The organism is Escherichia sp. WS1450 (assembly GCF_046487395.1).
Lineage (GTDB): Bacteria > Pseudomonadota > Gammaproteobacteria > Enterobacterales > Enterobacteriaceae > Escherichia > Escherichia coli.
Genome location: NZ_JBJQJO010000005.1, coordinates 90633 through 115688, shown reverse-complemented (window position 1 = coordinate 115688; position 25056 = coordinate 90633). Strand labels below are relative to the sequence as shown.

Sequence of the window (25056 nt, the reverse complement as noted above, 5' to 3'; positions counted from 1 at the left end):
ACTGTATCAGGCATCATGGCCGGATGTGGCGTGAACGCCTTATCCGGCCGCTCAGCTTACTTCTTCGGTTGATCCTTTTTCGGCCAGTCGTCGTCATCGTCCCACTTATCGTTGAAATCACGATGCGGGGGAAGCTCCGGCTTGTTGGCGAGAAATTTCTTATGGTCGACGCGCTTGAGATCTTTAATCACGTTCAGCAGGACGCCTACCAAAAAGACAATCACCAGAATCCACCAATATTTAGCCAGCCAGTCCATGCTTATTTCCTCTTGCAGAACCACTCATCAGGCGACGAGCTGTTCCATGATACGTTGATACATACGGGCAAGTAGCTGCAGGTCGGCAGCGTTCACACATTCATTAATTTTATGAATAGTGGCATTGACCGGCCCGAGTTCCACCACCTGCGCCCCCATGCGGGCAATAAAGCGCCCGTCGGACGTTCCGCCTGTGGTCAGTAGCTGCGGTTTAATTTCATTATAGTGCTCAACCGCGTTAACGACCGCATCCACCAGTTTACCGCGCGCGGTCAAAAATGGCTGCCCGGAAAGCCACCAATCCACCGTATAGCGCAGTTGATGTTTTTCAAGCAGGGCAAGTACCTGCGCTTTGATCATCTCATCAGTCAGTTCGGTGCTGAAGCGGAAGTTAAACTGCACAAACAGTTCACCCGGAATAACGTTGTTACTGCCCGTTCCCGCCTGAATATTGGCAATCTGCATACTGGTCGCCGGGAAGAATTCATTGCCCTGATCCCACTCAATAGCCACTAATTCATTAAGGAAAGGTGCTGCGCGATGTACCGGATTGTCAGCCAGATGTGGGTAGGCAACATGCCCCTGCACGCCATGAATGGTGAGGTTGCAGGTCAACGATCCGCGACGACCATTTTTCACCACATCACCTACCACTTCGATACTCGACGGTTCGCCGACCAGGCAGTAATCGAGACGCTCATTACGCGCCATTAACGCTTCGACGACTTTTACCGTACCGTTGTGGGCACTGGCTTCTTCATCAGAGGTGATCAGAAATGCCAGTCGTCCCGTATGGTTGGGATGTTGTGCGACAAAGCGTTCTGCAGCTACCACCATCGCCGCCAGCGAGCCTTTCATATCTGCCGCACCGCGCCCGAATAACATACCGTCACGAATGGTCGGTTCAAACGGCGGATTGATCCAACGATCGGCGTCGCCAGGCGGCACCACGTCGGTATGCCCGGCAAAGGCCAACGTTTCACCTTGCCCACGCCATGCCCAAAAATTCTGCGTATCGGCAAAATCCATGCGTTCAACGGTAAAACCGATAGCCTGCAAACGTTCAATCAACAAAGCCTGGCATCCTGCGTCATCAGGGCTCAGGGAAGGGCGGCGAATAAGCTGTTGTGTCAGCTCAATAACCGGGCACGACATAGACTACACCTCATGGAAAAATTGCTGATAACTGGAATCACTGAAACCCAGCAGCATAGGCTTACCAAGCGTGCAGAGCAATGGACGTTTGATAATTGCAGGCATTTCAGTCATTAATGCCGCCGCAGAGGCCGCATCGATGATTTTATTGCGGGTGGTTTCGTCCAGTTTACGCCAGGTTGTACCACGGGTGTTGAGTAACGCTTCCCAGCCTAATTCGTTAATAAAACCGTTCAATAATTCGCTGTCCAGCCCATCGACGCGGTAATCATGAAAACGATAGTCGATGTTATTGGCTTCCAGCCAACGGCGAGCCTTTTTAATGGTGTCACAATTTTTGATGCCGTAAAGTGTAACCATAATGAATCCTTTTTCGATTTATGAGAATAAATACTCATTTAAGGGTGAAAACATTTTGCCTGCAAATGATTATCAGGAAATATAACATTATCGAAGTATTCAAATTAACAACTATTAAATAATATTAAACATTTTTAACGTAAACATTAAGAATATTCATCTTGTTATCTGTCTGTATTTTAACCAGAATTAAATCAGTATTAGATGCCGTATGAATATCTCGAAATGTTGCTGTGTATCACATACAAATCATCACCGCAGGACCATAGTATTTACATAAGGTTTGTCCCCCGGAGGTAGTCATCGCAGCAATCGAGTAAATTAGCTTCACCACGGTATATTGTTTCCGTAGAATACCCATAATTATAAGAGAGGTTGTTATGATTGAACGTGAACTGGGGAACTGGAAAGACTTTATCGAAGTTATGCTTCGTAAGTAATTCCTGAGACAAAGTACAAACAGCAAGAACCTGCTGAGCAGGTTCTTAATCGGAAAGTTGAAAAGGGCGACACATTGGCATGTCGCCTTTTTTATTGCTTATTCCGGGCGCGGCTTCAGCGGGAAGCGGCGGCGCACCAGCACAAAGAACAGCGGCACGAAGTAAATAGCCAGAATAGTGGCCGAAATCATCCCGCCCATTACGCCAGTACCCACCGCATGCTGACCACCGGAACCGGCACCCGTGCTGGTTGCCATTGGCAATACGCCGAAGATAAATGCCAGCGAGGTCATCAGAATCGGGCGTAAACGCTGACGGCAGGCGTGGAGCGTCGCTTCAAACAGGTCGTGGCCTTTTTGGTTCATCTCGTTAGCAAACTCGACGATCAGGATGGCGTTTTTCGCCGATAAACCAATGACCGTTAACAGGCCCACCTGGAAGTAAACGTCGTTTTCCAGCCCGCGCATCCAGGTTGCCAGCAGCGCGCCGATAACCCCCAGCGGCACGACCAGCATTACCGAGAACGGCACCGACCAGCTTTCATACAGCGCCGCCAGACACAGGAATACCACCAGCAAGGAAATGGCGTACAGCGCCGGAGCCTGCGCGCCGGAAAGCCGCTCCTGATACGACATCGCCGTCCACTCCAGACCAAAGCCGTTTGGCAGCTGCTTCACTAACGATTCCATAATATCCATCGCCGTACCGGTACTGACCCCCGGTGCGGCTTCCCCGACAATCTCTACCGCAGAATAACCGTTATAGCGTTCCAGACGCGGCGAGCCTGTCTCCCAGCGTGAGGTCGCGAAAGCAGAGAAGGGCACCATGCCGCCATCTTTATTTCGGACATACCAGAGATTGATGTCATCTGGCAGCATGCGATATGGCGCAGCTGCCTGCACATAGACTTTCTTCACGCGACCGCGATCCATAAAGTCATTCACATAGCTCGAACCCCAGGCGGTTTGCAGTGTGTCGTTAATATCGTCGATAGCAACGCCCAGCGCCTGAGCTTTACGCTGGTCGATATCAATCTGCAACTGCGGACTGTCGTCGAGGCCGTTATGGCGCACACGGGTTAGCTCCGGGTTTTCCGCCGCCAGCGCCAGCAACTGGTTACGTGCTGCCATCAGCGCATCGTGACCTGCTCCAGCGTGGTCCTGCAACTCCATATCAAAACCCGCAGAACTGCCAAGACCGCTAATTGCTGGCGGGCTGCTGGCGATAACGCGAGCTTCTTTAATCTTGTTAAACGCCTTCGTTGCACGCTCGATAATGGCAAACGAGGTGCCGGTCTTACTGTCGCGTTCGCTCCAGTCTTTCAGGCGGATAAACATTCGCGCCACGTTTTGCCCGTTACCCCCAGGGCCAGAACCAACAGTGGCAAACACCGACATGATGTTGTCTTTTTCATGGGTGAAGTAATATTTCTCGATTTGCTCAACGACTTTCAGGGTCTGTTGTTGGGTTGAACCGCTGGGCAATTGTACCGAGGTAGTAAACATGCCCCGGTCTTCCAGTGGCAAGAACGACGTCGGCAAACGCAGGAACAGGAACACCATGCCGCCAAGCAGCAGGACATAAATCACAATCCAGCGCAGGCTACGGTGGAGAATTTTCGCCACCCCTTTTTCGTAGCGTTCGGCGTTGCGGTTAAACATCTGGTTAAACCAGGCAAAAAAGCCTTTTTGCCCGTGATGCTCACCCTTTTTCAGTGGCTTAAGTAGCGTGGCACACAGAGCCGGAGTGAGGATCATCGCTACCAATACTGACAGCACCATCGCCGCAACAATGGTAATAGAGAACTGGCGATAGATGGCACCGGTGGTGCCGCCGAAGAAGGCCATTGGTACAAATACCGCCGAAAGCACCATCGCAATCCCGACCAGTGCCCCCTGGATCTGCCCCATCGATTTACGTGTGGCTTCGCGAGGAGTGAGTCCTTCCTCACTCATAATACGTTCGACGTTTTCCACCACCACGATGGCATCATCCACCAGCAGACCGATCGCCAGCACCATCGCGAACATGGTTAAGGTGTTGACGCTGTAACCGAAGGCATAAAGTATGGAGAAGGTTCCCATCAACACCACCGGCACGGCGATAGTGGGTATCAGCGTGGCACGGAAGTTTTGCAGGAACAGATACATAACGAGGAAAACCAGAGCGATAGCTTCCAGCAGCGTTTTCACCACGTCTTCAATGGAGGCTTTAACAAACGAGGTGGTTTCATACGCCACCTTGTATTCCAGTCCGTGCGGGAAATACTGCGCCAGCTCGTCAAGACGATTGAGCACCAGCTCCGCTGTCGCCATTTCGTTCGCGCCGGAGGCCAGTTTTACCCCCAACCCGGAGGCTGGCTTACCATTGAAGCGGCTAAGATAATCGTATTTCTCCGCCCCCATTTCGACGGTGGCGACATCGCCCAGCCTTACCTCTGAGCCGTCCTGATTCACCCGCAAGGTGATATCGCGGAACTGTTCTGGTGTTTGCAGCAGTGACTGGGCGTTAATGGTGGCGTTGAGCGCCTGCTTATCGACGGAAGGCGTACCACCAAGTTGCCCAACCGCAATCTGCGCGTTCTGTGACTCAATGGCATCAGTGACATCTTTAGCCGTCATCTGGAAACTGTTGAGTTTCGCCGGGTCCAGCCAGATACGCATGGAATATTGCGAACCATAGGCATCGATATCCCCGACGCCATTCACGCGGCTTAACGGATCCTGAATATTACTGGCAACGTAATCGGCAATATCCTGTTTATCCATCGAACCATCGGTAGAGACGAAGGCAATGGTCAGAATGTTGGTATCGCCGGTTTTACGCACCGTCACGCCCTGATTTTGCACCGCCTGCGGTAACTTTCGCATGGCTGATTGCAGCTGGTTTTGTACTTGCTGCACGGCTTCGTCCGGATCGGTGCCTGCTTTAAAACTTAAAGTGACAGATGCCTGACCGGTGCCGCTGCTCTGAGATGACATATACATCAGATTATCGAGGCCGGTCATATTTTGCTCGATAACCTGGGTCACGGTGTTTTCCAGCGTCTGGGCCGATGCGCCGGGATAGTTAGCGGTCACTCGCACATTCGGTGGCGCGAGATCGGGGTATTGTTCAACGGGCAATGAAAAAATCGCCAGGGTCCCTGTCAGACACAACAGGATTGCCAGCACCCAGGCAAAAATGGGGCGATCAATAAAGAAATTCGCCATTAAAAGAGGACCTCGTGTTTCTGCGTATCGTTGTAGGCTTGACTTGCTTCACTGTAGCGGCAAGGTACGAGCCAATCGTGGAGAAAAAAAGGAGTTAATGTAAATTATCATGCCCTTTTATAGTGAACCTAAAGTGCCAGTATTCTTTGGTCAGTCGGAGGCATTACATCAGCTGGCTTTCCTCACCCTCCGCGGAGCGAAAGCTAATACTCACTAACGTGCCGCCGCCGGAAGGTTGTGAAAAAGTCAGCGTCCCACCCAGCCGTTCCGCGCGTTCGCGCATGATATTCAGACCATAATGGCCTTCGGGTTCTTTCGGTTCACCGATGCCAATCCCGTTGTCTCGAATATAGACTGTGTGATTGCCATCCGGCGCGGTGACGCAGCTAACGGCGATTTCGCTGGCGTTGGCGTGCTTCATCGCATTCAGCACCGCTTCGCGAATAATTTGCAACAAATGCACCTGCATTTGCGCATCCAGCGCCAGGGTTGGCAGACGGCAGTCGAGGGTCAGTTTGGCGCTGGTTTGATTTTGTAACGTATCCAGCATTTCCCTCAACGCGGAGGGGAGATCCGCCTGCTGCAGCGTCAGGCGGAAAGTAGTTAACAGCTCGCGTAACTGCCGATAAGCATCATTCAACGCCTGGGAAAAATCGGCCATGATACTTTGTGCGGTGGCATTATCTTCCGGTATCGAACGCTTCAGTAACGTCAACTGGATACGTAAGTAAGAAAGTACCTGAGCCAGCGAGTCGTGCAATTCGCGGGCGATGGTCGCACGTTCTTCCATCAACAATAACTGCTGAAAATGCTTCTGCGCCTGATTAAAGTACAAACCGCGTCCCAGCATCGACGAAACGCTGTTAAGCAGCGGTTCTGATGATGAAACGTGACTATTTTGCCAGTGCAGTTCGCCGTAAACCGTCTCTTGCATTGTCACCGGTAAAATCTGCATCGGCAATTCCGGGTTTGGCTGCCCTTCGCTAATCCGCCAGTTGTCACCGACATTTAACTCCAGATATTCAGCCGCTTCATTGTCGCGAACAATCTGCAAAATATGGCGGAAACAATGCACATCAATCTGGCTGGTGTTTAGCGCCTGCGAACACTGATACAACACCTCCAGACGACGCTTGGCCTCGTGGAGATCGCGGGTCTTTTCTTCTACTGACGCCTCCAGCGAACGGTACAATTTATGCAGCTCGCTCGACATCTGGTTAAAGGTTTTGGCAAGCAGGCCAAGCTCATTCGGCAGGCTGGTATCCAGCGGCGGCGAGTCGAACTGCCCGTGTTCAATACGCTGACTGGCGGTAACCAGCTGATTCAGCGGGGCAACCACCTGATGGCGTATGCGGCGCAAAGTAAAAAAGACCAGCGTGAAAATACCGATGCCGCCAGCCAGGGAAATCGCCACCACCAGCAGCATTTTGCGTTCAGCGTAGTGCTGTAAAGCCAGCACGAACAGGTCTATCTGATTAACATAATTATTAATATTGGCCTGATACCACGGCAAGTCGCCCTTGCTGAGCCGATTATTCATCTCCAGCCAGTTGGCATTCAGATGCGCATAGCGGGTTTTTACTGCCTCTGGCACATACCAGACGTTGAGATTGGTTAATACCGGTGAATGCAGTGCCTGCTGAAATAACTGGCGATGTGCATTGAGTTGTGGACTGCCACTTTGCAAGTCGTAGCCCAGGCGGTAACTCTGCATACGCAGCGATCCGGCAATATTGATAGCCTCAGCGTCGCGTAAACTGCTCGCCAGCGTTAGCAGAGCGATACCCGTGGAAAGAATCGACAGCAGCACAATGTAAAAAAAGGCCCGGGCCAGACTGGCCGAGACGGGTCGTTTAACAATCACACGCGTCTTCTCCACAAAAAATCATTAATGTTCCAGTTCGCTGAAACGCAATTTAGTCAGTGATGGGATTATTTGATCTGCCACAGTTTATAGCGAAATAGTTACTTATTCTGGGCACATGAACATTGCCGATTCCCCTGTAAGTCGGGTAATAACAACACTCATATAAAGAATAAGGTTTTTACAACCAAAAAAGAAGGTCGTTATGAATCGTTTTATTATGGCCAACAGTCAGCAATGTCTGGGTTGTCATGCTTGTGAAATCGCCTGTGTCATGGCTCACAATGATGAGCAACATGTCCTGAGCCAACACCATTTTCATCCCCGAATTACGGTTATCAAACATCAGCAGCAACGTAGTGCAGTGACCTGTCACCATTGCGAAGATGCGCCCTGCGCCCGTAGCTGCCCTAATGGCGCAATCAGCCACGTTGATGACAGCATTCAGGTCAATCAGCAAAAGTGTATTGGCTGTAAATCCTGCGTGGTGGCCTGTCCATTTGGTACGATGCAAATCGTCCTGACACCCGTCGCGGCGGGCAAAGTAAAAGCCACGGCGCATAAATGCGACCTTTGTGCAGGGCGCGAAAACGGTCCTGCCTGTGTCGAGAATTGCCCGGCGGACGCGCTGCAACTGGTCACTGATGCCGCACTCTCCGGCATGGCGAAATCCCGCCGCCTGCGCACCGCACGTCAGGAACATCAACCGTGGCATGCCAGTACCGCGGCACAAGAAATGCCGGTAATGAGTAAAGTCGAGCAAATGCAGGCAACGCCCGCGCGTGGCGAGCCGGACAAACTGGCGATTGAAGCGCGCAAAACCGGTTTTGATGAAATTTATCTGCCATTCCGTGCCGATCAGGCACAACGGGAAGCCTCGCGCTGCCTTAAATGCGGCGAGCACAGCGTTTGTGAATGGACCTGCCCGCTGCATAACCATATTCCGCAGTGGATTGAACTGGTGAAAGCCGGAAACATCGACGCCGCCGTCGAGCTTTCTCACCAGACCAACACCCTGCCGGAAATTACCGGACGCGTTTGTCCGCAAGACCGTTTGTGTGAAGGAGCCTGTACTATTCGCGATGAGCACGGTGCAGTAACTATCGGCAACATTGAACGCTACATTTCAGATCAGGCGTTGGCGAAAGGTTGGCGTCCTGACTTAAGCCATGTCACCAAAGTGGACAAGCGGGTGGCGATTATCGGTGCAGGTCCGGCAGGGCTGGCCTGTGCGGATGTTCTGACCCGCAATGGCATGGCGGTGACGGTGTACGATCGCCATCCAGAAATTGGTGGCTTGCTCACTTTCGGCATTCCTTCTTTCAAACTGGATAAATCCCTGCTGGCACGCCGTCGGGAAATCTTCAGCGCGATGGGGATTCACTTCGAACTCAATTGTGAAGTGGGTAAAGATGTCTCTTTGGATTCGCTTTTGGAACAATACGACGCGGTCTTCGTTGGCGTAGGCACTTACCGTTCCATGAAAGCGGGTTTACCCAATGAAGATGCGCCGGGCGTTTATGACGCCCTGCCGTTCCTCATCGCCAACACTAAACAGGTGATGGGACTCGAAGAGCTACCGGAAGAGCCGTTTATCAATACCGCCGGACTCAACGTCGTGGTACTGGGCGGCGGCGACACCGCGATGGACTGTGTGCGTACCGCGCTGCGCCACGGCGCGAGTAACGTCACCTGCGCTTATCGTCGTGATGAAGCTAACATGCCAGGCTCGAAGAAAGAGGTGAAGAACGCCCGCGAAGAGGGGGCCAACTTCGAATTTAACGTCCAGCCGGTGGCGCTTGAGCTGAATGAACAAGGTCACGTTTGCGGGATTCGTTTCCTGCGTACGCGTCTTGGCGAGCCGGATGCCCAGGGGCGTCGGCGTCCAGTACCGGTGGAAGGCAGTGAATTTGTCATGCCAGCCGACGCGGTGATTATGGCGTTTGGCTTCAATCCGCACGGGATGCCGTGGCTGGAGTCGCACGGTGTAACGGTAGACAAATGGGGCCGCATCATCGCGGATGTGGAAAGCCAGTACCGTTACCAGACCACGAATCCGAAAATCTTCGCCGGTGGTGACGCCGTGCGAGGTGCGGATCTGGTGGTTACCGCAATGGCAGAAGGACGTCATGCGGCACAGGGGATTATTGACTGGCTGGGGGTAAAATCAGTCAAATCTCACTGATAGCCTGCGCAGACAAACCCGGCTTCACAGCGTAAGATAATTGTTCATTTCGCGCTGTGGAGTCGGTATGACGCAACAAATCACCCTCATTAAAGACAAAATTCTCTCCGATAACTATTTCACCCTGCACAACATTACTTACGATCTCACGCGCAAAGATGGCGAAGTTATCCGCCATAAACGTGAAGTTTACGATCGCGGTAATGGTGCAACGATCCTCCTGTACAACGCGAAGAAAAAGACCGTGGTTCTGATTCGTCAGTTCCGCGTCGCTACCTGGGTTAATGGCAATGAAAGCGGGCAGCTGATTGAAACCTGCGCCGGGCTGCTGGATAACGACGAACCGGAAGTGTGTATACGTAAAGAAGCAATTGAAGAGACGGGTTATGAAGTTGGCGAAGTGCGCAAATTATTTGAACTGTATATGTCGCCAGGCGGTGTGACTGAGCTAATCCACTTCTTTATCGCCGAATACAGTGACAGCCAGCGCGCTAACGCCGGTGGTGGTGTCGAAGATGAAGATATTGAAGTGCTCGAGCTGCCGTTCAGCCAGGCGCTGGAGATGATCAAAACCGGCGAGATACGTGACGGTAAGACGGTGTTATTGCTTAACTATTTGCAAATGTCACATTTAATGGACTGAAAAATAACAATAATATTTCGTTGTTTATTATTGGCTCAATCCGACAAATCCGATTGAGCCGCGCTACCTGCGCAACGAAGATACGACTTGTGCTGTTTGTTTGAACTTCTGGGGTCGTACCGTCCATGCGCTATCGCATTTTCCTTCTCTTTTTTTTCGCTTTGTTGCCGACGTCTTTGGTGTGGGCGGCACCAGCGCAACGGGCGTTTTCCGACTGGCAGGTCACCTGTAATAATCAAAATTTTTGTGTGGCGCGCAATACGGGCGATCATAACGGACTGGTGATGACCCTGAGCCGCAGCGCCGGGGCGCATACCGATGCCGTTTTACGTATTGAGCGCGGCGGGTTGAAGTCGCCGGATGCGTCTGAAGGGGAGATAGCGCCACGGCTGCTGTTAGATGGTGAGCCGTTGGCGTTAAGTGGTGACAAGTGGCGGATTTCACCATGGTTATTAGTAACCGATGATACGGCAACCATCACCGCGTTTTTGCAGCTGATTCAGGAAGGGAAGGCAATCACCTTACGCGACGGCAATCAGACCATCTCTCTGAGCGGCTTAAAAGCGGCGTTGTTGTTTATTGATGCTCAGCAAAAGCGCGTTGGCAGTGAAACCGCGTGGATCAAGAAAGGGGACGAACCGCCGCTCAGCGTACCGCCCGCGCCTGCGCTGAAAGAGGTCGCGGTGGTTAACCCAACGCCGACGCCACTCTCACTCGAAGAACGCAACGATTTGCTGGATTATGGAAACTGGCGGATGAATGGTCTGCGCTGCTCGCTTGATCCATTGCGTCGAGAGGTAAATGTCACTGCGCTGACCGATGATAAAGCGCTGATGATGATTAGCTGTGAGGCAGGGGCCTATAACACCATTGATTTGGCCTGGATTGTGTCGCGTAAAAAGCCACTGGCCTCGCGCCCGGTTCGGTTACGTTTGCCGTTCAACAGCGGTCAGGAGACGAATGAACTGGAACTGATGAACGCAACATTCGATGAAAAATCGCGTGAACTGGTGACCTTAGCAAAAGGGCGCGGATTAAGCGATTGTGGCATTCAGGCGCGCTGGCGTTTTGACGGTCAGCGTTTTCGCCTGGTGCGTTACGCCGCAGAACCCACCTGTGATAACTGGCATGGGCCAGACGCCTGGCCCACGTTGTGGATCACCCGTTAAACAAAATCCCAGATGCGCCCCTAAAAAGCGCACGGACCGTCCCCTCGCCCCTCTGGGGAGAGGGTTAGGGTGAGGGGAACATACAGCATCCGGCGATCACCATCAGGCACCTTTCACTCCCAGCACCTTATGCGCTTTTGCCACAATATTCTCGGCGGTAAAGCCAAAGAACGGGAACAGCTTATCCGCCGGAGCAGATTCCCCGTAACCCGTCATCCCGACAATTGCCCCTTTCAGACCAACATACTTGTACCAGTAATCGGCAATACCTGCTTCCACCGCCACGCGAGCCGCAACGTTAGAAGGCAACACCGACTCCTGATATTCCTCATCCTGGGCGTCGAAAATATCGGTCGAGGGCAGGGAAACTACGCGTACATTGCGACCTTCTCCCGCTAATTTCTCTGCCGCTTGCAGGGTGATTTCCATCTCTGAACCGGTGGCAATCAAAATAATATCTGGCTTACCGCCGCTGTCTTTCAGTACATAACCGCCACGAGCAATCTCTTTAACCTGATCCGGCGTACGTTCCACCTGGGCCAGATTCTGCCTGGAGAGGATCAGTGCCGTCGGTCCGTTGTGGCGCTCAACGGCCAGCTTCCAGCCCACCGCTGCTTCCACCTGATCGCACGGTCGCCAGGTGCTGAAATTTGGCGTTAAGCGCAAACTGGCCAGTTGCTCAACAGCCTGGTGGGTCGGACCATCTTCCCCTAAGCCAATTGAGTCGTGGGTATAAACCATAATCTGCCGCGCTTTCATCAGTGCCGCCATCCGCGCGGCGTTACGGGCGTATTCAACAAACATCAGGAACGTCGCGGTATACGGTACAAATCCACCGTGGTGCGCGATGCCATTGGCGATAGCGGTCATACCAAATTCACGCACCCCGTAGTGAATATAGTTGCCCGCAGGATCTTCCTTCAGCGACACAGAACCTTTCCAGATGGTGAGGTTGCTGGGAGCCAGATCCGCCGAACCGCCGAGCAGCTCCGGTAGCAAGGGGCCATAAGCGTTAAGCGTATTTTGCGAAGCCTTACGGGTGGCGATTTTCGCCGGATTCGCCTGTAATTCATTGATATATTTCTGAGTCGTTTTCTCCCAGTCCTTCGGTAAACCACCGCTCATCCGACGGGTAAACTCTTCTGCCAGTTGCGGATGAGCCTTTTTATAGGCGGCAAACTTCTCATTCCAGCTCTGCTGCGCTTTTTCGCCTTTTTTGCGGGCATCCCAGGCGTGATAAATCTCTTTAGGGATCTCAAATGGCGGATGGTGCCAGCCCAGTTTTTGCCGTGCCAGCGCCACTTCTTCTTCCCCCAGTGGTGCGCCGTGCGCCTCTTCCTTACCTGCTTTATTCGGCGATCCAAAGCCAATCACCGTACGACAGATAATCAGCGACGGCTTATCTTTCACGCTTTGCGCTTCAAGGATCGCTTCCTTCACCGCCTGCGGATCGTGGCCGTCGATCTCGTGGATCACATGCCAGTGATAGGCTTCAAAACGTTTTGCCGTATCGTCGGTAAACCAGCCTTCGGTTTCACCGTCGATGGAAATACCGTTGTGATCGTAAAAACCAATCAGCTTGCCCAGTCCCAGCGTGCCCGCCAGCGAACAGACTTCGTGGGAAATACCTTCCATCAGGCAGCCGTCGCCCATAAACACATAGGTGAAGTGATCGACAATTTCATGATCCGGCTGGTTAAACTGCGCCGCCAGTGTACGCTCTGCTATCGCCAGCCCGACGGCGTTCGCCAAACCTTGTCCAAGTGGACCGGTGGTGGTTTCAACACCTGGCGTATAGCCAATCTCCGGGTGACCTGGGGTTTTTGAATGCAACTGACGGAAGTTCTTCAGCTCTTCCAGCGGCAGGTCGTAACCGGTCAGATGCAGCAAACTGTAGAGCAGCATCGACGCGTGACCGTTGGAAAGAATAAAGCGGTCGCGATCATACCAGGTTGGGTCGGTAGGGTTATGTTTAAGAAAATCGTTCCACAGCACTTCGGCAATATCAGCCATGCCCATCGGCGCGCCGGGATGACCAGAATTGGCTTTTTGTACCGCATCCATACTGAGTGCGCGAATCGCATTGGCAAGGTCTTTTCGGGACATATAACACTCCGTGGCTGGTTTAAAGTTTGGCGGCAAGAAGATCTTCCAGTTTGCGTTGATCAACGGCGAACAGACGAATGCCTTCAGACAGTTTTTCTACCGCCATCGCATCCTGATTGTGCTCCCAACGGAACTCCGCTTCGCTCATGGGAGCTGGGCGTGGGAACGTCTGAGAAGGTGGGATTAATTTACGTACCACTGGCGAAACTTTTTCCTGCAGCTCCTTCAGCAAATTCGGTGCGATAGTCAGTCGATCGCAGCCGGTTAAGGCGAGGATTTGTTCGGTGCGACGGAAGCTCGCGCCCATCACAATGGTTTCATAGTGGTGTTGCTTATAGTAGTCGTAGATATTGCGCACCGATTTAACGCCCGGATCTTCTTCCACCACATACGGGTCCATCGGCTTGCGTGCCTGATACCAGTCATAAATACGCCCGACAAACGGCGAAATCAGAAAAACGCCTGCTTCTGCACAGGCCCGCGCCTGTGCAAAAGAAAACAGCAGCGTCAGGTTGCAGTTAATACCTTCTTTTTCCAGCTCTTCTGCCGCGCGAATTCCTTCCCAGGTTGAAGCCAGCTTGATCAGAATGCGTGATTTCTCAACGCCTTGTTGCTGATACAAGTCCACCAGATGGCGCGCTTTCTCAATACTCTTTTCTTTATCAAAAGAGAGGCGTGCATCAACTTCTGTTGACACGCGACCGGGTACGATTTTGAGAATTTCAGCACCGAAATTGACCGCCAGTTTGTCACACGCTGCGACCACCTGTTGTTCCTGGGTTTTGCCATTTTTTCTACCCCAGGCGATAGCATCGTCTATTAAATGCTCATATTGTGATAATCCGGCAGCCTTGAGTAACAGCGAAGGATTGGTGGTGGCATCCCGGGGATGATAATGGCGAATGGACTCAATATCGCCGCTGTCTGCCACGACAGTGGTGAACTGTTTGATGCCGTCTAACTCGTTCATAGGAAATACTCCTTGAAAAGTAAAGTGTTAGATGAGTGCGTTAATTCACACTTCTGAGAAATTTCGCTAAACGCATCAAAAAAGCATAGCAGACAGGCATGGTATTGCTGGATTAAGCAGGTAACATCAGTGTTATAGGATTATTACCAAAACATTATATTAATGGTGAGAGTTTGGACTTGCTCAAAGTCTGTAGACTCCGGCAAGGTAATAATGTGCGCCACGTTGTGGGCAGGGGCTGTTGCCCACACACTTTATTTGTGAACGTTACGTGAAAGGAACAACCAAATGGATGACCAGTTAAAACAAAGTGCACTTGATTTCCATGAATTTCCAGTTCCAGGGAAAATCCAGGTTTCTCCAACCAAGCCTCTGGCAACGCAGCGCGATCTGGCGCTGGCCTACTCACCAGGCGTTGCCGCACCTTGTCTTGAAATCGAAAAAGACCCGTTAAAAGCCTACAAATATACCGCGCGCGGTAACCTGGTGGCGGTGATCTCTAACGGTACGGCGGTGCTGGGGTTAGGCAACATTGGCGCGCTGGCGGGCAAACCGGTGATGGAAGGCAAGGGCGTTCTGTTTAAGAAATTCGCCGGGATTGATGTATTTGACATTGAAGTTGATGAACTCGACCCGGACAAATTTATTGAAGTCGTCGCTGCGCTTGAACCGACCTTCGGCGGCATCAACCTCGAAGACATTAAAGCGCCAGAATGTTTCTATATTGAACAGAAACTGCGCGAGCGGATGAATATTCCGGTATTCCACGACGATCAGCACGGCACGGCAATCATCAGCACTGCCGCCATCCTCAACGGTTTGCGCGTGGTGGAGAAAAACATCTCTGACGTGCGGATGGTGGTTTCCGGCGCGGGTGCCGCAGCAATCGCCTGTATGAACCTGCTGGTAGCGCTGGGTCTGCAAAAACATAACATCGTGGTTTGCGATTCAAAAGGCGTTATCTATCAGGGCCGTGAACCAAACATGGCGGAAACCAAAGCCGCATATGCGGTGGTGGATGACGGCAAACGTACCCTCGATGATGTGATTGAAGGCGCGGATATTTTCCTGGGATGTTCCGGCCCGAAAGTGCTGACCCAGGAAATGGTGAAGAAAATGGCTCGAGCGCCAATGATCCTGGCGCTGGCGAACCCGGAACCGGAAATTCTGCCGCCGCTGGCGAAAGAAGTGCGTCCGGATGCCATCATCTGTACCGGCCGTTCCGACTACCCGAACCAGGTGAACAACGTCCTTTGCTTCCCGTTCATCTTCCGTGGCGCGCTGGACGTTGGCGCAACCGCTATCAACGAAGAGATGAAACTGGCGGCGGTACGCGCGATTGCAGAATTGGCCCATGCGGAACAGAGTGAAGTGGTGGCTTCAGCTTATGGCGATCAGGATCTGAGCTTTGGTCCGGAATACATCATTCCAAAACCGTTTGATCCGCGCTTGATCGTTAAGATCGCTCCTGCGGTCGCTAAAGCCGCGATGGAGTCGGGCGTGGCGACGCGTCCGATTGCTGATTTCGACGTCTACATCGACAAGCTGACGGAGTTCGTTTACAAAACCAACCTGTTTATGAAGCCGATTTTCTCCCAGGCTCGCAAAGCGCCGAAGCGCGTCGTTCTGCCGGAAGGGGAAGAGGCGCGCGTTCTGCATGCCACTCAGGAACTGGTAACACTAGGGCTGGCGAAACCGATCCTTATCGGTCGTCCGAATGTGATCGAAATGCGCATTCAGAAACTGGGCTTGCAGATCAAAGCGGGTGTTGATTTTGAGATCGTCAATAACGAATCCGATCCGCGCTTTAAAGAGTACTGGACCGAATACTTCCAGATCATGAAGCGTCGTGGTGTCACTCAGGAACAGGCGCAGCGTGCATTGATCAGTAACCCGACAGTGATTGGCGCGATCATGGTTCAGCGTGGCGAAGCCGATGCAATGATCTGCGGTACGGTGGGCGATTATCATGAACATTTTAGCGTGGTGAAAAATGTCTTTGGTTATCGCGATGGCGTTCACACCGCAGGTGCCATGAACGCGCTGCTGCTGCCGAGTGGTAACACCTTTATTGCCGATACCTACGTCAATGACGAACCAGACGCAGAAGAGCTGGCGGAGATCACCTTGATGGCGGCAGAAACTGTTCGTCGTTTCGGTATTGAACCGCGCGTGGCTCTGTTGTCGCACTCCAACTTTGGTTCTTCTGACTGCCCGTCGTCGAGCAAAATGCGTCAGGCGCTGGAACTGGTCAGGGAACGTGCACCAGAACTGATGATTGATGGTGAAATGCACGGCGATGCAGCGCTGGTGGAAGCGATTCGCAGCGACCGTATGCCGGACAGCCCTTTGAAAGGTTCCGCTAATATTCTGGTGATGCCGAACATGGAAGCTGCCCGCATTAGTTACAACTTACTGCGCGTTTCCAGCTCGGAAGGTGTGACTGTCGGTCCGGTGCTGATGGGCGTGGCGAAACCGGTTCACGTGTTAACGCCGATCGCATCGGTACGTCGTATCGTCAACATGGTGGCGCTGGCTGTGGTTGAAGCACAAACCCAACCGCTGTAATTCATTCTTAACTCTCACGCTTACCCTGAATATTCAGGGTAAGCGGTTTTCCTGAAATATATTAGCAAAGCTTATTACTGAGTTTGCGAATAATAAAAAAAGCAGTATATAAAATATCTCGATATTATTTTATTTATATTCATGCCTCGCATATGAAAGTTTATTCATAACAGTAAATATCTCTCCATTCTTAGTGATCTACCTCACCTTTTAAACGCGCTTGCCGAATTTTGTTATTTACTCTGACGAAAAATTGTCACGATACACGAAAGTTTTTCACAGGCGGCGACTCATGGATAAAGAACGCATCATTCAGGAATTTGTGCCCGGTAAACAGGTCACACTGGCGCATCTCATCGCGCATCCCGGCGAGGAACTGGCGAAGAAAATCGGCGTTCCTGATGCGGGCGCAATCGGCATTATGACGCTAACTCCCGGCGAAACGGCGATGATCGCCGGTGATTTAGCACTAAAAGCCGCCGATGTGCATATCGGTTTTCTCGACCGTTTTAGCGGCGCGCTGGTGATTTATGGCTCGGTGGGCGCAGTAGAAGAAGCGTTATCACAAACCGTCAGCGGTTTAGGGCGTTTATTAAATTATACGCTTTGTGAAATGACCAAAAGTTAATACGAGGCATTCATGAAACGAATTGCGTTTGTGGGTACCGTCGGGGCAGGAAAAACAACGTTATTTAATGCGTTGCAGGGAGATTATACCCTCGCCAGAAAAACGCAGGCCGTAGAATTTAATGATAAGGGTGATATTGATACGCCGGGTGAATATTTTAGCCACCCCCGCTGGTATCACGCCTTAATTACCACGCTACAGGATGTGGACATGCTGATCTATGTCCACGGCGCGAATGACCCGGAAAGCCGATTGCCTGCCGGGTTGCTGGATATTGGCGTCAGCAAACGGCAAATCGCCGTCATCAGTAAAACGGACATGCCAGATGCTGACGTCGCCGCAACGCGAAAGTTATTGCTTGAGACGGGCTTCGAAGAGCCGATTTTCGAGCTAAACAGCCACGACCCGCAAAGCGTGCAGCAACTGGTGGATTATCTGGCATCTCTCACCAAACAGGAGGAAGCAGGTGAAAAAACTCATCACAGCGAATGATATTCGTGAAGCACACGCGCGCGGCGAACAGGCAATGTCCGTGGTTCTGCGCGCCAGCATTATTACCCCGGAAGCCCGTGAAGTGGCAGATCTACTGGGTTTTACCATCACCGAATGTGATGAATCGACTGCGGTAACGACGTCCGTTCCCGCCAGCGTGCCAGCCGATAAAACCGAAAGTCAGCGCATCCGCGAAACCATCATCGCCCAGCTACCGGAAGGCCAGTTTACCGAAAGCCTGGTCGCGCAGCTGATGGAAAAAGTGATGAAGGAAAAACTGTCGCTGGAGCAGGGTGCAATGCAGCCGAGTTTCAAATCGGTGACCGGCAAAGGCGGCATCAAAGTTATTGATGGCAGCAGCGTCAAGTTTGGTCGTTTCGACGGCGCAGAGCCGCATTGCGTGGGCTTGACTGATCTTGTGACCGGAGACGACGGCAGCAGCATGGCCGCCGGTTTTATGCAGTGGGAGAACGCATTCTTCCCGTGGACCCTGAACTACGACGAAATCGACATGGTGCTGGAAGGGGAGCTGCATGTTCGCCACGAAGGCGAAACCATGATCGCCAAAGCAGGCGACGTGATGTTTATCCCGAAAGGCTCCAGCATCGAATTTGGTACGACATCCAGCGTGAAATTCCTGTATGTCGCCTGGCCGGCTAACTGGCAATCCCTATGAAAGATTTCATCACCGAAGCATGGCTAAGAGCGAACCATACGCTCAGCGAAGGCGCAGAGATCCATCTCCCTGCGGACAGTCGCCTGACGCCCTCTGCCCGGGAGTTGCTGGAAAGCCGCCATCTGCGCATCAAGTTTATTGACGAGCAGGGCCGCCTGTTTGTTGACGATGAACAGCAGCAGCCGCAGCCCGTTCATGGGCTGACCAGTAGCGATGAACATCCGCAGGCGTGCTGCGAACTGTGCCGCCAGCCGGTAGCAAAAAAGCCGGATACGCTGACTCACCTGTCGGCGGAAAAAATGGTCGCCAAAAGCGATCCGCGCCTGGGTTTTCGCGCTGTTCTCGACAGCACCATTGCGCTGGCAGTGTGGCTGCAAATTGAACTGGCAGAACCGTGGCAGCCATGGCTTGCGGACATCCGCTCGCGTCTTGGCAACATTATGCGCGCTGATGCGCTGGGGGAACCGCTGGCCTGCCAGGCGATTGTCGGGCTTTCTGACGAAGATCTGCATCGGCTTTCTCACCAGCCGCTGCGCTATCTTGGTCACGATCATCTGGTGCCGGAAGCCAGCCACGGACGCGATGCGGCGTTGCTCAATCTGCTACGCACCAAAGTGCGTGAAACCGAAACCGTAGCGGCGCAGGTCTTTATCACCCGCAGTTTTGAAGTATTACGCCCGGACATCTTGCAGGCGCTAAATCGCCTTTCCAGCACGGTTTACGTGATGATGATCCTGAGCGTAGCGAAACAACCGCTAACGGTGAAGCAGATCCAACAACGACTGGGAGAAACGCAATGATTATTGAACGTTGTCGTGAACTGGCGTTGCGAGCGCCCGCCAGAGTGGTATTTCCGGATGCGTTAGACCAACGTGTGCTGAAAGCTGCGCAATATTTACATCAACAAGGTCTGGCAACGCCCATTCTGGTCGCCAATCCGTTTGAACTTCGTCAGTTTGCGCTCAGTCATGGCGTAGCGATGGACGGGCTACAGGTGATAGATCCGCATGGCAACCTCGCAATGCGGGAAGAATTTGCTCATCGCTGGCTGGCCCGTGCGGGCGAAAAAACGCCGCCGGATGCGCTGGAAAAACTCACCGATCCGCTGATGTTCGCTGCCGCAATGGTCAGCGCCGGGACAGCGGATGTCTGTATCGCGGGCAATCTCTCTTCCACGGCGAATGTGCTGCGTGCCGGATTACGCATTATTGGCTTACAGCCAGGCTGTAAAACGCTCTCCTCCATTTTCCTGATGCTGCCACAGTACAGTGGCCCCGCATTGGGCTTTGCCGATTGCAGCGTAGTGCCACAGCCGACGGCGGCGCAGTTGGCGGATATCGCGCTTGCCAGCGCCGAAACCTGGCGCGCCATCACCGGAGAAGAGCCGCGCGTGGCGATGTTGTCGTTTTCCAGTAACGGCAGCGCCCGTCACCCCTGCGTTGCCAATGTCCAGCAGGCGACAGAAATCGTCCGTGAGCGCGCGCCGCAGTTGGTAGTCGATGGCGAGTTGCAGTTTGACGCCGCCTTCGTGCCGGAAGTGGCGGCGCAAAAAGCGCCTGCCAGCCCGCTACAAGGCAAGGCCAATGTGATGGTTTTTCCGTCGCTGGAAGCCGGAAATATTGGCTACAAAATCGCACAACGACTCGGCGGATATCGTGCCGTCGGGCCATTGATACAAGGACTTGCCGCGCCGATGCACGATCTCTCTCGTGGTTGTAGCGTGCAGGAAATTATCGAACTGGCGCTGGTGGCAGCTGTGCCGCGTCAGACAGAAGTGAACCGCGAAAGTAGTTTACAAACACTGGTTGAATGAACGGTCCCGTTCTGGACCCTGATAAAGAGGAAAGCACAATGGAAGCATTAGGAATGATCGAAACCCGGGGCCTGGTTGCACTGATTGAGGCTTCTGACGCGATGGTGAAAGCTGCGCGCGTCAAGCTGGTTGGTGTTAAGCAGATTGGCGGCGGCCTGTGTACTGCCATGGTTCGTGGTGATGTTGCAGCCTGTAAAGCCGCGACCGACGCAGGTGCTGCAGCGGCACAGCGTATCGGCGAGCTGGTATCTGTACACGTTATCCCGCGTCCGCACGGCGACCTGGAAGAAGTCTTCCCGATCGGCCTGAAAGGCGATAGCAGCAACCTGTAATCACCCTGTGTGACGTCGATTCGGGCGTCACGCTCTCTCATTTTTCAGTTTACCTTCCGCGGAGGGTAGGGGGAGCTTTTACCTGAAATACGCCACGGAGGCGGGTATGAAACTGGCAGTCGTCACTGGACAAATTGTTTGTACCGTACGCCATCACGGACTGGCGCATGACAAATTGCTGATGGTGGAAATGATTGATCCACAAGGTAATCCTGACGGGCAATGCGCCGTCGCAATCGACAATATTGGCGCGGGAACCGGGGAGTGGGTGTTGCTGGTGAGTGGCAGTTCCGCCCGCCAGGCGCATAAAAGCGAAACGTCACCGGTCGATCTGTGCGTGATTGGCATCGTCGATGAGGTGGTGTCTGGCGGTCAGGTAATTTTCCACAAATAAGGCAGAACATCATGAATCAACAGGATATTGAACAGGTGGTGAAAGCGGTACTGCTGAAAATGCAAAGCAGTGATACGCCGCCCGCCGCCGTTCATGAGATGGGCGTTTTCGCGTCCCTGGATGACGCCGTTGCGGCAGCCAAAATTGCCCAGCAAGGGTTAAAAAGCGTGGCAATGCGCCAGTTAGCCATTGCTGCCATTCGTGAGGCAGGCGAAAAACACGCCAGAGATTTAGCGGAACTTGCCGTCAGTGAAACCGGCATGGGCCGCGTCGAAGATAAATTTGCCAAAAACGTCGCTCAGGCGTGCGGCACACCAGGCGTTGAGTGCCTCTCACCACAGGTGCTGACCGGCGACAACGGCCTGACTTTAATTGAAAACGCGCCCTGGGGCGTGGTGGCTTCGGTGACGCCTTCCACTAACCCGGCGGCAACCGTAATTAACAACGCCATCAGCCTGATTGCCGCGGGCAACAGCGTCATTTTTGCCCCGCATCCGGCGGCGAAAAAAGTCTCCCAGCGGGCGATCACGCTGCTCAACCAGGCGATTGTTGCCGCAGGCGGGCCGGAAAACTTACTGGTTACTGTGGCAAATCCGGATATCGAAACCGCGCAACGCTTATTCAAGTTTCCGGGCATCGGCCTTTTGGTGGTGACGGGCGGCGAAGCGGTAGTAGAAGCGGCGCGTAAACACACCAATAAACGTCTGATTGCCGCAGGCGCTGGCAACCCGCCGGTAGTGGTGGATGAAACCGCCGACCTCGCCCGTGCCGCTCAGTCCATCGTCAAAGGCGCTTCTTTCGATAACAACATCATTTGTGCCGACGAAAAGGTACTGATTGTTGTTGATAGCGTAGCCGATGAACTGATGCGTCTGATGGAAGGCCAGCACGCGGTGAAACTGACCGCAGAACAGGCGCAGCAGCTGCAACCGGTGTTGCTGAAAAATATCGACGAGCGCGGAAAAGGCACCGTCAGCCGTGACTGGGTAGGTCGCGATGCGGCGAAAATCGCGGCGGCAATCGGCCTGAACGTGCCGCAAGAAACGCGTTTGCTGTTTGTGGAAACCACTGCAGAACATCCGTTTGCCGTGACCGAACTGATGATGCCGGTGCTGCCCGTCGTGCGCGTCGCCAACGTGGCGGATGCCATTGCGCTGGCGGTGAAACTGGAAGGCGGTTGCCATCACACGGCGGCAATGCACTCGCGCAACATCGAGAACATGAACCAGATGGCGAACGCCATTGATACCAGCATTTTCGTTAAGAACGGACCGTGCATTGCCGGGCTGGGGCTGGGCGGGGAAGGCTGGACCACCATGACCATCACCACGCCAACCGGTGAAGGGGTAACCAGCGCGCGTACGTTTGTCCGTCTGCGTCGCTGTGTATTAGTTGATGCGTTTCGCATTGTTTAAGGAGTAACCGATGGCGCACGACGAACAATGGCTCACCCCGCGTCTGCAAACGGCGGCAACGCTGTGTAACCAGACACCTGCCGCAACGGAATCTCCGCTGTGGCTGGGGGTGGATCTGGGCACCTGCGATGTGGTGTCGATGGTTGTCGACTGCGACGGTCAGCCGGTGGCGGTATGTCTCGACTGGGCCGATGTGGTCCGCGACGGCATCGTCTGGGATTTCTTCGGTGCGGTCACCATTGTTCGTCGCCATCTCGACACTCTTGAGCAGCAATTCGGTCGCCGTTTTAGCCATGCGGCGACCTCATTTCCTCCAGGTACGGACCCGCGTATTTCCATCAACGTGCTGGAGTCTGCTGGACTGGAAGTGAGCCATGTGCTGGATGAGCCAACCGCAGTCGCGGATCTGCTGCAACTGGACAACGCAGGCGTAGTGGATATCGGCGGCGGCACCACCGGCATTGCCATCGTGAAAAAGGGCAAGGTGACGTACTCGGCGGATGAAGCCACTGGCGGACATCACATCTCTCTGACTCTCGCCGGAAATCGCCGTATTTCGCTGGAAGAGGCGGAGCAGTACAAGCGCGGTCACGGTGAAGAGATTTGGCCTGCGGTGAAACCGGTGTACGAAAAAATGGCGGACATTGTCGCCCGGCATATTGAAGGGCAGGGCATTACTGATTTATGGCTGGCGGGCGGCTCCTGTATGCAACCGGGCGTAGCGGAACTGTTTTGCAAACAATTCCCGGCGTTACAGGTGCATCTACCGCAGCACAGTTTGTTTATGACCCCGCTGGCGATCGCCAGTAGCGGGCGAGAGAAAGCGGAGGGGATCTATGCAAAATGAATTGCAGACCGCGCTCTTTCAGGCGTTCGATACCCTGAATCTGCAACGGGTAAAAACATTTAGCGTTCCACCGGTGACGCTTTGCGGTCCAGGCGCGGTGAGCAGTTGCGGACAGCAAGCGCAAACGCGTGGGCTGAAACATCTGTTCGTGATGGCAGACAGCTTTTTGCATCAGGCAGGGATGACCGCCGGGCTGACGCGTAGCCTGGCCGTTAAAGGTATCGCCATGACGCTCTGGTCATGTCCGGTGGGCGAACCGTGCATCACCGACGTGTGTGCAGCCGTGGCGCAGTTGCGTGAATCGGGGTGCGATGGGGTGATTGCGTTTGGCGGCGGCTCGGTGCTGGATGCGGCGAAAGCGGTGGCACTACTGGTGACGAACCCGGATAGCACGCTGGCAGAAATGTCAGAAACCAGCGTTCTGCAACCGCGCCTGCCGCTGATTGCCATTCCAACTACTGCCGGAACCGGTTCTGAAACCACCAACGTAACGGTGATTATCGACGCGGTGAGCGGGCGCAAGCAGGTGTTAGCACATGCCTCGTTGATGCCGGATGTGGCGATCCTCGACGCCGCGCTGACCGAAGGCGTGCCGTCGCATGTCACGGCGATGACTGGCATTGATGCGTTAACCCATGCCATTGAAGCGTACAGCGCGCTGAACGCTACACCGTTTACCGACAGCCTGGCGATTGGCGCAATCGCGATGATTGGTAAATCACTGCCGAAAGCGGTGGGCTACGGTCACGACCTTGCCGCGCGCGAGAGTATGTTGCTGGCTTCATGCATGGCGGGAATGGCGTTTTCCAGTGCGGGGCTTGGGATATGCCACGCGATGGCGCATCAAACGGGGGCGGCGCTGCATATTCCGCACGGTCTGGCGAACGCCATGTTGCTGCCAACGGTGATGGAATTTAACCGGATGGTTTGTCGTGAACGCTTTAGTCAGATTGGTCGGGCGCTGCGAACTAAAAAATCCGACGATCGTGACGCTATTAACGCGGTAAGTGAGCTGATTGCGGAAGTCGGGATCAACAAGCGGCTGGCAGACGTGGGCGCAACCACCGGACATTACGGCGCATGGGCGCAGGCCGCGCTGGAAGATATTTGTCTGCGCAGCAACCCGCGTACCGCCAGCCTGGAGCAGATTGTCGGCCTGTACGCAGCGGCACAATAAATGCCGGATGCGACGCTTGCTGCGTCTTATCCGGCCTACAGGATTGCACATGTAGGGCGGATAAGGCGTTCACGCCGCATCCGCCAGTGGCGCGGTGCAATTGCCGGATGCGACGCTTGCCGCGTCTTATCCGGCCTACAGGATTGCACATGTAGGGCGGATAAGGCGTTCACGCCGCATCCGCCAGTGGCGCGGTGCAATTGCCGGATGCGACGCTTGCCGCGTCTGATCCGGCCTACAGGATTGCACATGTAGGGCGGATAAGGCGTTCACGCCGCATCCGCCAGTGGCGCGGTGCAATTGCCGGATGCAACGCTTGCTGCTCTTATCCGGCCTACAGGATTGCACATGTA

General features: G+C 53.6%; 22 protein-coding genes. 15 read left to right on the top strand and 7 right to left on the bottom strand.

Features of this window, described 5'->3' with window-relative positions; all coding sequences use genetic code 11:
- Window positions 1-56: 56 nt before the first annotated feature.
- Genes ACJHYR_RS07890 through ACJHYR_RS07880 form a run of 3 tightly spaced genes read right to left on the bottom strand, consistent with a single transcriptional unit; the run spans window position 57 to window position 1772 of the window.
- Complete coding sequence (locus tag ACJHYR_RS07890; RefSeq protein WP_000383836.1) at window positions 57-257, bottom strand: YpfN family protein; 201 nt, start codon at window positions 255-257, stop codon at window positions 57-59.
- Between the two features lie 27 nt (window positions 258-284).
- The gene (gene dapE, locus ACJHYR_RS07885) at window positions 285-1412 is read right to left on the bottom strand and encodes a succinyl-diaminopimelate desuccinylase (protein WP_001277801.1); all 1128 of its coding nucleotides are present in this window, start codon (window positions 1410-1412) and stop codon (window positions 285-287) included.
- A 3-nt stretch (window positions 1413-1415) separates the two neighbouring features.
- Window positions 1416-1772 (bottom strand): ArsC family reductase, encoded by a 357-nt coding sequence (locus tag ACJHYR_RS07880; protein ID WP_000258242.1) that lies wholly within the window; start codon window positions 1770-1772, stop codon window positions 1416-1418.
- 380 nt (window positions 1773-2152) lie between these two features.
- Here ACJHYR_RS07880 and ypfM point away from each other — a divergent pair, with 380 nt between their 5' ends.
- On the top strand, window positions 2153-2212 hold the full coding sequence (ypfM, locus tag ACJHYR_RS07875) for a protein YpfM (RefSeq protein ID WP_001386977.1): 60 nt from the start codon (window positions 2153-2155) through the stop codon (window positions 2210-2212).
- Between the two features lie 98 nt (window positions 2213-2310).
- On the opposite strand, the gene acrD is transcribed toward ypfM, so the two are convergent.
- Window positions 2311-5424, bottom strand: a complete 3114-nt coding sequence (gene acrD, locus ACJHYR_RS07870; RefSeq protein ID WP_054623671.1) for a multidrug efflux RND transporter permease AcrD — start codon at window positions 5422-5424, stop codon at window positions 2311-2313.
- A 163-nt stretch (window positions 5425-5587) separates the two neighbouring features.
- The gene (gene narQ / locus ACJHYR_RS07865; RefSeq protein ID WP_001296285.1) at window positions 5588-7288 is read right to left on the bottom strand and encodes a nitrate/nitrite two-component system sensor histidine kinase NarQ; all 1701 of its coding nucleotides are present in this window, start codon (window positions 7286-7288) and stop codon (window positions 5588-5590) included.
- A 205-nt stretch (window positions 7289-7493) separates the two neighbouring features.
- On the opposite strand from narQ, the gene aegA reads away from it, so the two are divergent.
- The 3 genes from aegA to ACJHYR_RS07850 all read left to right on the top strand — a co-directional run bounded on the left by aegA (window position 7494) and on the right by ACJHYR_RS07850 (window position 11285).
- On the top strand, window positions 7494-9473 hold the full coding sequence (aegA, locus tag ACJHYR_RS07860) for a formate-dependent uric acid utilization protein AegA (protein ID WP_001078839.1): 1980 nt from the start codon (window positions 7494-7496) through the stop codon (window positions 9471-9473).
- Between the two features lie 67 nt (window positions 9474-9540).
- The gene (gene nudK / locus ACJHYR_RS07855; protein ID WP_001314925.1) at window positions 9541-10116 is read left to right on the top strand and encodes a GDP-mannose pyrophosphatase NudK; all 576 of its coding nucleotides are present in this window, start codon (window positions 9541-9543) and stop codon (window positions 10114-10116) included.
- 125 nt (window positions 10117-10241) lie between these two features.
- On the top strand, window positions 10242-11285 hold the full coding sequence (locus tag ACJHYR_RS07850; RefSeq protein WP_001270515.1) for a DUF1176 domain-containing protein: 1044 nt from the start codon (window positions 10242-10244) through the stop codon (window positions 11283-11285).
- A 102-nt stretch (window positions 11286-11387) separates the two neighbouring features.
- Here ACJHYR_RS07850 and tkt read toward each other — a convergent pair whose 3' ends face one another.
- Window positions 11388-13391 carry a transketolase gene (gene tkt, locus ACJHYR_RS07845; protein ID WP_072837400.1) on the bottom strand — a complete coding sequence of 668 codons (2004 nt, stop codon included), beginning with the start codon at window positions 13389-13391 and terminating at the stop codon, window positions 11388-11390.
- Window positions 13392-13410: 19 nt separating this feature from the next.
- Window positions 13411-14361, bottom strand: a complete 951-nt coding sequence (tal, locus tag ACJHYR_RS07840; protein ID WP_001003737.1) for a transaldolase — start codon at window positions 14359-14361, stop codon at window positions 13411-13413.
- A gap of 288 nt (window positions 14362-14649) precedes the next feature.
- Here tal and maeB point away from each other — a divergent pair, with 288 nt between their 5' ends.
- The 11 genes from maeB to eutG all read left to right on the top strand — a co-directional run bounded on the left by maeB (window position 14650) and on the right by eutG (window position 24703).
- The gene (maeB, locus tag ACJHYR_RS07835) at window positions 14650-16929 is read left to right on the top strand and encodes an NADP-dependent oxaloacetate-decarboxylating malate dehydrogenase (protein WP_000342645.1); all 2280 of its coding nucleotides are present in this window, start codon (window positions 14650-14652) and stop codon (window positions 16927-16929) included.
- Window positions 16930-17221: 292 nt separating this feature from the next.
- Entirely contained in the window at window positions 17222-17557 is a 336-nt protein-coding gene (gene eutS / locus ACJHYR_RS07830; RefSeq protein ID WP_000356956.1) for an ethanolamine utilization microcompartment protein EutS, read from the top strand.
- A gap of 12 nt (window positions 17558-17569) precedes the next feature.
- Window positions 17570-18049 (top strand): ethanolamine utilization acetate kinase EutP, encoded by a 480-nt coding sequence (gene eutP / locus ACJHYR_RS07825; RefSeq protein WP_000820771.1) that lies wholly within the window; start codon window positions 17570-17572, stop codon window positions 18047-18049.
- Complete coding sequence (gene eutQ, locus ACJHYR_RS07820) at window positions 18024-18725, top strand: ethanolamine utilization acetate kinase EutQ (RefSeq protein ID WP_000733919.1); 702 nt, start codon at window positions 18024-18026, stop codon at window positions 18723-18725. Before eutP ends, eutQ begins: the two co-directional genes overlap by 26 nt.
- A complete protein-coding gene (eutT, locus tag ACJHYR_RS07815) occupies window positions 18722-19525 on the top strand; it encodes an ethanolamine utilization cob(I)yrinic acid a,c-diamide adenosyltransferase EutT (RefSeq protein ID WP_000651288.1) in 804 nt (267 codons plus the stop codon). The genes eutQ and eutT overlap by 4 nt, the downstream gene beginning before the upstream one ends.
- Entirely contained in the window at window positions 19522-20538 is a 1017-nt protein-coding gene (gene pta / locus ACJHYR_RS07810; RefSeq protein ID WP_000582992.1) for a phosphate acetyltransferase, read from the top strand. Before eutT ends, pta begins: the two co-directional genes overlap by 4 nt.
- 38 nt (window positions 20539-20576) lie before the next feature.
- A complete protein-coding gene (gene eutM, locus ACJHYR_RS07805; RefSeq protein WP_000387713.1) occupies window positions 20577-20870 on the top strand; it encodes an ethanolamine utilization microcompartment protein EutM in 294 nt (97 codons plus the stop codon).
- Between the two features lie 106 nt (window positions 20871-20976).
- On the top strand, window positions 20977-21264 hold the full coding sequence (gene eutN, locus ACJHYR_RS07800; protein WP_000762196.1) for an ethanolamine utilization microcompartment protein EutN: 288 nt from the start codon (window positions 20977-20979) through the stop codon (window positions 21262-21264).
- An 11-nt stretch (window positions 21265-21275) separates the two neighbouring features.
- The gene (locus ACJHYR_RS07795) at window positions 21276-22679 is read left to right on the top strand and encodes an aldehyde dehydrogenase family protein (protein WP_001075657.1); all 1404 of its coding nucleotides are present in this window, start codon (window positions 21276-21278) and stop codon (window positions 22677-22679) included.
- A 10-nt stretch (window positions 22680-22689) separates the two neighbouring features.
- Window positions 22690-23526, top strand: a complete 837-nt coding sequence (gene eutJ, locus ACJHYR_RS07790) for an ethanolamine utilization protein EutJ (RefSeq protein ID WP_000929696.1) — start codon at window positions 22690-22692, stop codon at window positions 23524-23526.
- A complete protein-coding gene (gene eutG / locus ACJHYR_RS07785) occupies window positions 23516-24703 on the top strand; it encodes an ethanolamine utilization ethanol dehydrogenase EutG (RefSeq protein ID WP_001178777.1) in 1188 nt (395 codons plus the stop codon). Before eutJ ends, eutG begins: the two co-directional genes overlap by 11 nt.
- Window positions 24704-25056 lie beyond the last annotated feature (353 nt).